At 61.7% G+C, this 11,495-nt stretch carries 10 protein-coding genes and 1 pseudogene; 7 read left to right on the forward strand and 4 right to left on the reverse strand.

All coding sequences use genetic code 11. From position 1 onward, the window contains the following. The first annotated feature begins 22 nt into the window (after positions 1-22). The 5 genes and pseudogenes from QW861_RS30725 to QW861_RS30740 all read left to right on the forward strand — a co-directional run bounded on the left by QW861_RS30725 (position 23) and on the right by QW861_RS30740 (position 5,974). Complete coding sequence (locus QW861_RS30725; RefSeq protein ID WP_316193888.1) at positions 23-256, forward strand: hypothetical protein; 234 nt, start codon at positions 23-25, stop codon at positions 254-256. 8 nt (positions 257-264) lie between these two features. Next, positions 265-2,676, forward strand: a complete 2,412-nt coding sequence (locus tag QW861_RS30730; RefSeq protein WP_316193889.1) for a PD-(D/E)XK nuclease family protein — start codon at positions 265-267, stop codon at positions 2,674-2,676. Beyond that, a pseudogene (locus tag QW861_RS34085) lies at positions 2,673-3,074 on the forward strand (UvrD-helicase domain-containing protein); the annotation flags it as partial. The gene QW861_RS30730 and the pseudogene QW861_RS34085, both read left to right, overlap by 4 nt. 414 nt (positions 3,075-3,488) lie before the next feature. After that, the gene (locus QW861_RS34090; RefSeq protein ID WP_410052342.1) at positions 3,489-3,941 is read left to right on the forward strand and encodes a UvrD-helicase domain-containing protein; all 453 of its coding nucleotides are present in this window, start codon (positions 3,489-3,491) and stop codon (positions 3,939-3,941) included. Beyond that, positions 3,935-5,974 carry a UvrD-helicase domain-containing protein gene (locus QW861_RS30740; RefSeq protein ID WP_316193890.1) on the forward strand — a complete coding sequence of 680 codons (2,040 nt, stop codon included), beginning with the start codon at positions 3,935-3,937 and terminating at the stop codon, positions 5,972-5,974. Before QW861_RS34090 ends, QW861_RS30740 begins: the two co-directional genes overlap by 7 nt. 83 nt (positions 5,975-6,057) lie before the next feature. Here QW861_RS30740 and QW861_RS30745 read toward each other — a convergent pair whose 3' ends face one another. Further along, positions 6,058-6,531 carry a hypothetical protein gene (locus QW861_RS30745; RefSeq protein ID WP_316193891.1) on the reverse strand — a complete coding sequence of 158 codons (474 nt, stop codon included), beginning with the start codon at positions 6,529-6,531 and terminating at the stop codon, positions 6,058-6,060. 103 nt (positions 6,532-6,634) lie between these two features. Here QW861_RS30745 and QW861_RS30750 point away from each other — a divergent pair, with 103 nt between their 5' ends. Then, a complete protein-coding gene (locus QW861_RS30750; RefSeq protein ID WP_316193892.1) occupies positions 6,635-6,973 on the forward strand; it encodes a helix-turn-helix transcriptional regulator in 339 nt (112 codons plus the stop codon). Between the two features lie 862 nt (positions 6,974-7,835). Beyond that, positions 7,836-9,485 carry a DUF262 domain-containing protein gene (locus QW861_RS30755; RefSeq protein ID WP_316193893.1) on the forward strand — a complete coding sequence of 550 codons (1,650 nt, stop codon included), beginning with the start codon at positions 7,836-7,838 and terminating at the stop codon, positions 9,483-9,485. 676 nt (positions 9,486-10,161) lie between these two features. Here the strand turns inward: QW861_RS30755 and QW861_RS30760 are convergent. From QW861_RS30760 to QW861_RS30765, 3 genes are all read right to left on the reverse strand, one after another. Further along, positions 10,162-10,416 carry a hypothetical protein gene (locus QW861_RS30760; protein WP_316193894.1) on the reverse strand — a complete coding sequence of 85 codons (255 nt, stop codon included), beginning with the start codon at positions 10,414-10,416 and terminating at the stop codon, positions 10,162-10,164. Then, entirely contained in the window at positions 10,413-10,670 is a 258-nt protein-coding gene (locus QW861_RS34095; RefSeq protein WP_410052341.1) for a colicin E3/pyocin S6 family cytotoxin, read from the reverse strand. The genes QW861_RS30760 and QW861_RS34095 overlap by 4 nt, the downstream gene beginning before the upstream one ends. 564 nt (positions 10,671-11,234) lie before the next feature. Next, positions 11,235-11,495 (reverse strand): hypothetical protein (locus QW861_RS30765; protein WP_316193895.1); only part of this gene is annotated, 261 nt, incomplete at its 5' end.

Consider the following 11,495-nt stretch of genomic DNA (forward strand, 5'->3'; position numbering starts at 1 on the left):
GAAGACGTGATTGAGGGGGACTGTGAAACGTCGAACCATCATTGTTGAGGGGCCGCTCGCCTTCCGCATGAGGCGGATCGCCGCCGCGCGAGAGGCGGAAGCCGGCGTGCAGATTATGACCTTGCCGCAGCTTGCCGCGCGGCTCGCCGGCGGCTTTACGCGCCCGACCCGAACCCAGGACCTTGACCCGGCGATCCGGTCGGCGGTTGGGGCAGGCGGTTTCGCCGAACTCGAATGCATCCTCTGCCCGGGATGACGCGGTCGGTGGCTTGGACGCTGACTCGGCTGTGGAACGACGACTTCGCATTGGCTGACCAGGTCCATGCGAGCGCGCGGCTCCAGGATCTCATGACGATCGAGGCGCGCGTGCGCGCGAGTCTGCCCGCGGGCGTCCTGTCGCCGCCAGATCTACGCGATGCCGCCTTGAAGCGCGTGACGCACGCGCCAGCGGTCCTGGGCGCGGTCGAGCTTGATCGGCTCGTGCGCGTCGCCCCGGTTTGGCGCCCGCTGCTCTTTGCGCTCGCGCAGCAAGTGCGGCTCGCCTGGCGCAATCCCGGCGATCCCGATGCCGCGTGGTTCAGCGGCGAGCTTGGCTCCGATGCGCGATCCACACCGGCCTCGCCCGAGATCGTCTCCTGCGCCTCGCCGCGGGCCGAGGTCGTCGAGGCCCTGCGGTGGGTGCGTGAGCTCATCTCGTCGGGGCGCGCCCGGCCGCACGAGATTGCCGTCTGCGCCACGGCGACCGAGGATTGGGACGACCACATGTTGGTGCTGGCGGCCGACGCCGGTCTGCCGTTGCATTTCTCGCATGGCGTGCCGGCGCTGGCGTCGCGTGAGGGCCAAGTCTGCGCCGCCTTGGCCGACGTCCTGCTCAATGGCCTGAGCCAGGATCGCGTCCGCCGGCTCTTCGGCTACGCCGCCGGACGCAGCCGCGGCCTCGATGCTCTGCCTGCAAGCTGGGCGCAGGGCCTGCAGCCTGGCGCTGCGCTCTTCGAGCTCGAACAGTGGCGCCTTGCGCTCGACGAAGCCCATGCTTGCCGCGCCGATGGTGTCGACGTGCGGCCGCTGGTCAACCCAGTCCTGGAGGTGCTTGCCAGACGAGCCGGCGCCGCAGATGAGGCCGGCGGCTCGCTGCTTGGGCGGGCCGCACGGGCGCTCTGGGTCGAGGCGCTGCGCCGCGCGCCGCCGGAAGCGCTCGAATTCTCCCTCCAGGAGCTTCGCCTTCCCGATGGCCACGATCCGGGCGCCTGTGCGGTCTGGTGTCCGGCGAGTCACCTCGCAGCAGCCCCGCGTCGCTTCGTCCGCCTGCTCGGCCTCACGACGCGATCGTGGCCGCGGCGATCCGGCGAAGATCCGTTGATTCCGAGCCACATCCTGTCGCGCGAGGCCCTCGATTCCGAGTCGCTCACCAAACAGGACCGGCGGGCCTATGCGATCATCACTGCGGAGGCCGGCGGCGCTTTGGTGCTCTCGCGGAGTCGTCGCAACGCTCAAGGCGGCCTGCAGACGCCCAGTCCGCTCGTGCCGCACGACCCGCGCGCCACAGCGTTGAAACGCTCACGCATCCCGAGCCATGCCTTCAGCGAAGCTGATCGCCTGCTTGCGCGGCCCGAAGAGGCGGCGAGCTCGCCCATGCTGCGAGCGGCTGGCGCCTGCTGGCGCAATCACCGAAGCCCTGCGGTCACCGCTCATGACGGCCGCGTGCGCGAGGATCATCCTGTCATCGCGCGCGCCATCGCTCAGGTGCAGTCCGCAACATCGCTTCGCCTCATGCTGCGCGACCCGCTCGCCTTCGTCTGGCGCTATGCCTTGGGCTGGCGCCAGCTGGTCGAAGACGAACAGCCCTTGTCGCTCGACGCACGCGTCTTTGGCGAGCTCGTGCACGAGATGCTGAAACGTACGGTCGACGCGCTCGAACCCGATCCGGGCTACGTGCGAGCCGCTCGGCATGAGATCGAGAACGCCCTCGATGCGGCGTCCGCCGCCATCGAGGCACAGTGGCCGCTCGAGCGTTCGACTCCCCCAGTCCTCTTGTGGCGCCACACGCTCACGGCCGCACGCGATCTCGCGCTGAAGGCGCTGACGCTCGACGAGGCGTTTCAGCCGGTCACGCGCAGCTGGACCGAACTGGCCTTCGGCCGCGAGGATGATGGGACGACCCCTGCCGGGGGTCTGCTTTGGCCGCCAACAGGCCAGGTAATCATCCCCGGCGCCGGGTTGCGCATTCGCGGAAGCATCGATCGGGTGGATTTCAATAGTGCGCACAACGGCGTCCGCGTCTCCGACTACAAGACCGGGGCCGAACCCGCGAAAGCGAACGAGATCGTTCTCGGGCGCGGCACCGAGCTGCAGCGCGTTCTTTATGCCCTGGCCGCGCGCCAGCTTGTGGCGGACAATCCGCGGGTCATTGCGCGCCTGGTCTTCCTCGGGACCGATCGGCCAAGGCCCTACAATCTTCCCGATATCGATCAGGCGATCGCTGATATCGGCGCGCATCTCAGCGCGGCCGTCGATCTCTTGCGCCGCGGCGTGGCTTTGCCCGGCCCAGACGCACGCGAGGACTGGAATGATTTCGCCTTGGCGCTGCCGGCCGCGCCGGCGGTCTATTTCCAGATCAAACAAGCAGCCTTGGGCCGCGCCTTCGGCGACCTCGCCAGAATATGGAGCGTGCGATGACGAAGCTCGCCGATGAAGCCGCGCGCCTGCGGGCGCTCACAGAACTCCATCGGACGCTGCTGGTGGAGGCGGCGGCGGGCACCGGCAAGACCGCGCTCATGGCCGGTCGCCTGACGATGCTGTTGATGAGCGGCGCCTAACCGAGCTCCATCGCCGCCATCACCTTCACGGAGCTTGCGGCAAGTGCGCTCAGCGCGCGCGTCCACCGCTATGTCGACGATCTGCTCGCCGGCCGTATCCCAAAACCGCTGCGGGAGGCTCTGCCGGACGGGCCGACCGAAGGGCAGCGGGGCGCCCTTTCCAAGGCGGCTGGCAAGCTGGATGAATTGACCGCCACGACGATCCACGCGTTCTGCCAGACCATCATCTGCAGCTATGCGGTCGAAGCCGATATCGATCCCGGAGCGCGCATCCTCGATGCGACGCAGGCCGAAGCCGCGTTCGAGGCCGTGTTCGAGCAATGGTTCAGAAGGCGGCTGAACGGACCGGCGCGGGCCGACGATCCGATCGCCTCCCTTTCCCAGTACGATCCACATCACGTTGCCGCCACCTTGCGAAACCTTGCGCGGTTTCGCTTGGAACATCGCGGCGCGCGGGCGCCCGGGGTGGATCTCACCGGCCGGCCGGACATCGACCTCGTCGAGGCCGTCGCTGATTTCCGCCGCTGGCTTTCGGCGCAGCCTGTCGAACCCAAGACGCTCGACGTGGTTGGACAGCTTGAGACGCTGGCCAATCACTTCGCCGGCAGCTTCGCGACGGCGCTTGTCTTCGACACGCTCTGGCGGCTCGCTCACCCGGCGCGCCTGCCTTGCATGCGGCGCTACACGTTCGATCTGCTGACCCCAAGGGCCAAAACAGCATGGGACAAGGCCGCCGGCAAGGATCGCGGCGCCGAGCTCAACGCCGAGGCTGGCCGCCACTTTGCGCGGGTGGATCACTGCTACCGCGTCATCCTCGGCCGTGTCGCGACCGCGCTGGTCGCCAAATTGTCCGATGAGCTCGATGAGGTGCTTGCCGGCTATGCCGCCTTCAAACGCGCAGCCGCCGTTCTCGACTTCGAAGATCTCCTGGAGCGGGCGCGCGCGCTCGTGCGCAGACACGATGCGGTCCGTCGCGCGCTGGGGCAGCGCTATCGCCACGTCTTCGTCGACGAATTCCAGGATACCGACCCGGTCCAGGCGGAGATCCTGTTTCGCATCGCCGCTGACGACAGCCCGCCGCGGTGGCAGGACAGCCTCCTGCGCGCTGGCGCTCTTTCATGGTAGGCGATCCCAAACAGGCGATCTACCGCTTCCGGGGCGCCGACGTCGGCTCCTACGCGGAGGCGCGGGGTGCGATCGCCCGGCGCTGGCCGAACAACATCGTCCAGATCACGGCGAACTTCCGCTCACGGCCGGGAATCCTGAGCCACATCAACCGCTGTTTCGCTACACCGCTCTCCGCCCAAAATCAGCCGGGCTACGTGGAGCTCGCGCCAACGCTTGATCCGCCCGATCGCGATCTGCCATGCGCCGCCAAAATAACGATCGATCTGCCGCCGGATTCGCGGGCGGCGTGGATCCGCGACGCCGAAGCCGAAGCAGTCGCCGATCTCTGTGTGCGGCTGATCGGCAACGTGACGGTCCAAGACGAAGATGGCGCGCTTGCGCCGCTCACGCCGGGCGGCATCGCGCTGCTCGCCCCGACGGGCTCGGAGCTGTGGCGGTACGAGCGCGCGTTTGAAGCCCGGGGACTCCCGATCGCCTCCCAAGCCGGAAAAGGCCTGTTCCGCCGCCAGGAGGTGCAGGACCTGGTCGCGCTCCTACGCGTGCTGGCCGATGGCGGCGACACTTTGGGGTTCGGCGCCTTGATGCGCGGTCCGCTCGTGGGCCTCAGCGAAGAGGAGTTGCTCGACATCACCGCAGGATTGCCGCCGCTTGCAGATCGGCCCGACGCCATCCCACGGTTCTCGCTCGCGACGGATCCCGATCACGTCGCTCATCCCGTGGCGCGGCGGGTCCTCACGATCCTCCAGGACCTGCGCCGTCGGGCGCGGGCCACGACCCCCGCGCTTCTCCTCGCCGAAGCCGTCGAGCGGCTGGCTGTGCGGTCGATCCTGAGCGCGCGCGAAGGCGACCGCAGCGCGCGAGCCGCCGCCAACGTCGAGGCGCTGCTCGAACGGGCGCGGCCCTACGGCATCAAAGGCATGAAGCGCTTCGCCCGCGACGTGAGCCGCGATTGGCGCGATGGGGCCGCCTACAGCGAAGGCCGCGTCGATGCCGACGGAGACGCCATCGAGATCATCACCATCCACAGCGCCAAGGGCCTCGAATGGCCGGTAGTGATCCCGATCAACACCGCGACCTTGCTGCGCTCCCGCGAGCCGTTTGTGCACCGGGCTGATGACGACACGCTGCATTGGGTGATCGGCGACGTGGTACCGCCTGAGCTGCGCGCGGCGCTCGAGACCGATGACGAAAGCCAGATGCGCGAACGCGAACGGCTTTGGTACGTGGCCTGTACGCGAGCCCGTGAACTGCTGATCGTTCCGGAATTGGCGCAGGCCGAGCAGAAGTCCTGGGCTCGCGTCGTCAATTTAGGCCATCACGCATTGCCCGAGCTGGACGTCTCCCGCCTGACGCCGGCGCCGATGCCGACGATCGCCGACCCGCCGAATATGCAGACCGCTGAGCTGTTCGCCACCGAGCGCGCGATCGTCGAAGAAGCGGCCATTCCGCTGATCTGGGTCCGGCCGAGCGATCTTGATCCGGATCGCCTAGAAGCGGTCGAGGCCATCACGCTCGATGCCGGCGATGCGCCCGAGGTCGATCTGCCTGTCGGCGCGGGACGTGTGCGCGGTCTTCTCCTGCACAAGATGATGGAAGAAGTGCTGACCCATGAAGTCGTCGAAGATGTTGAGCGCTTGGCCGGGCGAGCCCGCGAGCTGATTGCGGAACTGGTCATGGATCCAGAGGGCGGCGACGGACTGCCGGACGCGGACGAGATCGCGGTCACCGTTTGGCGGACCTTGCAGCTTCCGGAAGTCGTGGCGCTTCGGGACCGATTGATTCCGGAATGGCCGGTATATGCATTGTTCAAGAGTGGCTCGCAGTGCAACGCGCTCGCCGGCCGCATCGACGCCATCGCATTCGACGGTGATCGCGCTGAGGTCGTTCTCGATTGGAAGAGCGACGTCAATCCGTCCGAGGAGATTGTGCGGATTCATTGCGGCCAACTCAAAGACTACCTTCGCGCAACGAAGGCACGACGCGGGGCGTTGGTCTACATGACACCAGGATTGGTTCACTGGGTTAAGTAAAGGGAAGCCGATTCCGTAGTCGTCTGAGCTGGACGAGCGTCCCTCGGTAGAAAAACCGACGATCGACGCTTTATCTCGTGACCTCAGCGGCCTGAATTGCCAGGGAAAGGCAAGCCTATTCCGGCGACTTTGCAAACCGCTTCAATCAAGAGCCTAACGGCCTGAGCGTCGCGGTCAATTTGCTCGATCGGCGCATCCCAATGCTCTGACACCACGTAGGCTGCGTGGCGAGCCTTAATGCCAAGACCTACGATCGTCCGCGCTGGTATGGCCATAATTGCCCGCTCGACGGGGTCCAGGCGAGCAAGGACCTTTTCGATTCTGCGGGTTTGGCGGACCTCCTCCAAAGCGCTCCGCCGGTTTGGCCGCGCCTGAAGGTCAATTCTCCCATCTTGCCGGGGCTCAAAGCCGGAAATCTGCGAAATCAGCGTAATAAACGTAGTGTCAAGCTGGATGAGCTCGAAATCATCGCTCTGATTCTCGGACAGTTCTCTTTGAAGTGCTGAATGTTTAATTTCAACCTTCAGTGCTCGGGCTTCAGGTGAGATGGCGCTCATGGCTACTCCTAATGAAGGTATCGTTCGCTTCGGTACATAATGTACGTTACACCGTACATTAGTTACATGGACCGTGCAAGGCGCGTCAGAACAGATTGTTCTGATGCAGGTACTCGGGCAGAAGCTGCGATCGCGCGCTAAGGAACTCGGACTTTCAAACGCCGAGGTCGCACGTCGCGCGGGGTTGAGTGAACGAAGGTACGGATTTTATGTTACTGGCGACCGTGAGCCGGACCTGTCGACGCTTCTACGCATCAGCAAGGTATTGGCCACTACGCCGAACGTCCTATTGGGTGTTCCCGAAGATGGCAAAGAGGGTTCGAATCGGGCTGCGCTTCTCGAAAGACTTCGTACGGCGAGCCGCGGCCTCTCCGAACATGATTTACAAAGTCTAGCGATACAGGCTGAGGCGCTTGCCGCGCACCGCGGCCGCTCAAAATAGCACTCCGGTCAATTGTTGCACTAGCACTCGCAAACCGCAACGTATTTGTTGCGCGCGGAAGAGGTTCCTAATCCATGGGCGATCGTTGTTCACCTCGCGTCCACGGTCGGCAGCGGAATAGAGCGCATTGCTACTCGTCCATCTTATCGCGTAGGTTCAGAACGTATGAGGGGCCGCAACGCAAGCTTGCGGCCGAACAACTCCTCGATGTTCTATTCCGGTACGCCAGCAGGCTCAGGGTTCTATGTCAGTTGGCTGAGCCGTAGCCGCGATCGATAGCCTCTCGTGTGATAACGCCGATCCTCGGACCTTGACGGCCGGCAGAGCGGCACGGCTCCGCTCGGATATCGCCTGAGCCTAGTTCTCTGCCAGGGCGGCTAAAATATGGATCGATAAGCGCTTAGTTCGGGGAAATCGACTGCTTCGAACTCGGTCCCGGGCTCCCATTAGGTTCGAGACGAAGGCAACGTTTCGAGCCAACGGATCAAGCTCGGCGATGATAAGGATGGCTCGGTGCAGCCGGCATGCTGCAAGTTCCTCCGCGAGTCTTGGCCGGTCTATACGTCGCCGCTTTCGATCTGGGTGTATTCGGAGACCTGTTTGTCCCCCCCCCCGGCCGCATAGGCGCTCAATTACGACGTGCCGTTGGGCCTCTAGTCCGAGGCCGCTCCGCCCCTGCCGCTGCGTGGGGACGCGAGAGTAGGCGATGTAGCGATTGAATTTCGCGAGCTGGCCCTTTGAACATATCGAGCAACGGTCGTTGTCGATATGTTTCAGAAGGCCACTTCCAAGTTAAATCAAGAAATGTAACAACTTCCGATATTTTCGAATCGCCTTAGGGGGCAGGGCTATGGATCTTTTCGTGAGTGATTTGGTTCAGCGGTTTGACAGCGGCGAGATTCAGCTGCCGATAATGCAGCGAGACTATGTTTGGAGATCAAAAAAGGTGGTGGAATTGCTGGATTCGCTGTACCGCGGCTGGCCGATCGGTTCGTTCTATGTTTGGCAAACAACCAGCGATCATCCAGTGAAGGCAAAGGGCGGCACTTCCCTACCAGCTCGTAAGATGGACGGTTTCTACGGCTTTCTCTTGGACGGGCAGCAGCGCTTGACTTCGCTGTCCTTAGCAATTCGAAGTTCGGCAAATGGATCGCTTTCGGAGCGGGCGTTCTTCGACCTCGAAAACGAGCGCTTTTATTTAGGTGCGATGAAGAAGACCTTGGCGAAGCGCATTGAGGCTGATGATCCATTGATCATTCCTCTTTCGGAGATAATCCCGACCTCCCGCGAAGAGCACGCTGCCACTTTAAAGCGAATTGAACAAGTTATCGCTGGCGTCCGCAGTCAACAGAAGTTGGGAAAGAACAATCGAAACGAAGCCATCTACCGAGAGAGACTCCATAAGCTCGCTAATCTTTTCCAGAGAAGGGCTCTCTGCGAAGAATTTCCGGACGAAGACGAAGAGAACGCATTTCAGTTGTTCCGGCGGCTGAACAAGGGGGGCACGTCTCTTTCGGCTGGTGACGTTGAGGCGGCTCGCTTGGCGTCCGCGGCTACCAAGAAGATCGTAGGTCCGATGCGCGCAGTCGCGAGCGAGCGCGAGATGCGTAGTCTGGGGATCAATTTCATCTTCCTCGTACGTTGTCTGGTAACTGTCCATAGGGGTAACTGCAGCTTTTCGAAGCTGCCAAAGAACTGGGCTGAAGACACCGGCGAGGTGGAGGCTTCCTGGCGTTCGACGGAGCGTGCCATCCGTGCGACAGTCGATTTTGTTAGGTCCGAGATCGGATGGACGACTCGTCGATGGCTTCCTTCTACCAACGCACTTATCCCCGTCGTCTACCTGCTTGCGAAGAGTGGGAAATCATCGCTGAAAGCCAAAGATGCCGAATACGTTCGGCGGTATTTGCTGATCTCCGGCTTGCGAAGCCTTTTCCGGGGGGCATCCGAAACAACGGTCAACGGTTTCGTAAACGCAATTGCAAAGGCAAACGGCGATCAAGCAAAATCATGTCGCATGCTGTTCGAGCGCATTCCGAACAATCGACTGTTTAAAATCCGAAAAGAGGACGTGCGGAGCGCGGCTGGCTTGTATTCGCCTCTTATGCAGGTCTACCTTGCTTTCCTCTGCGCAAATGATGCCAAAAGCTGGCCGTCCGGACGTTTGTTGCGGCATGTTCTGTATGAGAACTTGCAGGCAGACCCGTTGGCCGTGCACCACATTTTTCCGAAGCAGTATATGCAGCAACTCGACGTTCCTGTCGACCGGTTGAACACGGCCGCAAACTACGCCATACTCTCTCAAGCGGATAACGCTGAGCTTGGCGACCGCGATCCCTTCGACGTGTGGCGCTCCTTAAAGCAGAATCAGCGCGAATGCGCTTCGCAGCAGTTATTCTTTGTAGGTAGAGAGGATCTCCTCCGAAAGGAGGCTTTCGAAGAATTTATCGACTACAGGGCCGAGAAGATGGCTGAAAAGCTAAATTCATATCTCGGATTGGGAGCCGGTTAGCGGAGATGCGTTGCTCACGGTCGAGCGCGCGCGCCGAAGGTCTCGATTGCAGGGTCCTGCAAGGAAACCGAATAGGGCGCGAGCCCCTTCAATTAGAATAGCACTACTTAATGGTCCGGCAGGAGAAGATCGGCTGAATTCCTATCCGGGCCCACTCTCGATAGGCTTACATGTTATTCCCTGTGAATGACATGGCGACGGCGCGATAGTCTTTGTCTGCTTGGCTGCGGCAACCAGCTTTCAGTGTTGTATCCCCGGTTCTGAGTAACATCTTTGCTCTAAACCGCAAGATGCGATCAACCGCGCGCTGCGAGACCGGCAGACACAAGCTTTATGAGTATGATGTCGCCGATGTGCTCGCCGGCAGCGCGGCTAGGACGGGCGGCAAGGGGGCGGCGGCGCGGAAGAAGGGGATAGAAGCCACTGAGACGATCGAGAGGTTCGGTACATATATGGCCGGTTACTCGGAACTAGGACTTCGCGCCTCCCAGCGCTGGCTATCACGACCGGATGATGCAAACTCTTACTGAGTGAGGCGTCTCAACTTACATCGGTAGATCGCAGCTTGCTGTGACCGCCAACTATCAGAAGCAGCCCGTCGAGATGCGGCAGCAGCGCCACAGCAAAAAGCCTGGCTCTTTCGTGAGGCTAGGGCGTCCGCACTATAAAAAGATTGTCAGTAATCCAAATTAGCGGCGTAGGCCTCAAAGAAAAAATCCAGCCCGTTTGGCAGGCGATCTCTGTGCACCATGCCGGCGATTCGCCGGGCCTGTTCGCTGGTCAACTGGTAGCAGCCGGTGGCCTTTGGATCGTCTCTGTCGAACCGGACCACGTTGCGGATTTCTCCGAGGAAGCGCTGCGGAATAGCGACCTCGAATTTTTCCAACTCGGTCTGACGATCGTAGCCGACTAGTCGATGTGCCGCGTTCATGGTTCTACGTTCCGAGGTTTGGCAGGGCCTATCTTAGTCCCGTCGTCAGGGCGAAACTCGCCCTGATGGTCTCCGTTGCTATTGTATCTTTCTACCGTTCCGTGCTGGTAATCCCATTCATAAATCGTGCCATCCGAATCCTTCCATCGCTTCCGCAGTTTGCGTCCATCTTTACCGAACGGTGTCTTGGGTTTGATGGGCACGGCTTCAGGGAAGCCGGGCAGAAGCTTCGGCGGCGGCTTGTAAGCGCACAAGTATCCCCCCCAATTGCGTCTTTCAGTCTGTTGAGCATCTCACGAATCCGTGGGAACACAACCGCAAACAGTCACAGTCCATCTTACTAAACCGCCGAGGTGGGCAAATTTTCCCTACCGGCTGTGACATTTTCTCCCGCGTTCAGGGTCCGGCTCCGGATACCCTTCGGCCGCGTTGACTCTTTTGCGGTGCATTCAGACAACATATGCCTCGGTCGTCCCCCAGTGTCCGTAGCGGCGAAGTCAATTGCGGCGCTAACATTAGGCACCTCCGATGTCTCATCATGCCTGCTGCTAAGGTCAGCTCGCAAGACGCCGAATCGCAGCATTGCTCCACCAGGCTGGCCGCGATCACCCTCTACAGCGCTCCGAATTACGTTTTGTCCGAATGCGCCTTGAAAGTATTCAGTCGCCGGCACCGTTCCATCCTGACGGAAGCCTCTGTAAGAATTCGCTGCGAGTTAGTGTTCCTCAATCGCGGAAATCCTCCACCATTGCTCAAACGCTCCGGGGTAGCTCCGCCGCCCGAATCTGCCTATCCCTCCGCCCGATCGTAGATCCTATTCACGGTTGCTTCGGCGGCGTCTCCGAGAAATTTAAGCTGATCAGATCACCATATCCATGACGCCTTTTGAAGAAGGTTGCTTCGATGAACTTCAATCGCCCATTCTTCAAGTCAACCTGCAACGCCCAGTACGCGGCCTCGGGCAAGTAAGCGGACAACAATCCTCCGTCCTTACCTAGCCGGTGACCTTGCCCCCAAGTTTTATCCAGATCTGAGTTCGTTCGGGCGGTTTGATGTGCCCATCCGGGCGGTCGTAGCGG

The sequence above is a fragment of the Bradyrhizobium sp. SZCCHNRI1029 genome, assembly GCF_032487555.1.
Lineage (GTDB): Bacteria > Pseudomonadota > Alphaproteobacteria > Rhizobiales > Xanthobacteraceae > Bradyrhizobium.

What these genes read in the sequence shown, in the direction of transcription:
- QW861_RS34090 (WP_410052342.1), top strand. Translation starts at nt 3,489, where the DNA reads ATGCGGCGCTACACGTTCGATCTGCTGACCCCAAGGGCCAAAACAGCA.
- QW861_RS30740 (WP_316193890.1), top strand. Translation starts at nt 3,935, where the DNA reads ATGGTAGGCGATCCCAAACAGGCGATCTACCGCTTCCGGGGCGCCGAC.
- QW861_RS30745 (WP_316193891.1), bottom strand. Translation starts at nt 6,531, where the DNA reads ATGAGCGCCATCTCACCTGAAGCCCGAGCACTGAAGGTTGAAATTAAA.
- QW861_RS30750 (WP_316193892.1), top strand. Translation starts at nt 6,635, where the DNA reads ATGCAGGTACTCGGGCAGAAGCTGCGATCGCGCGCTAAGGAACTCGGA.
- QW861_RS30760 (WP_316193894.1), bottom strand. Translation starts at nt 10,416, where the DNA reads ATGAACGCGGCACATCGACTAGTCGGCTACGATCGTCAGACCGAGTTG.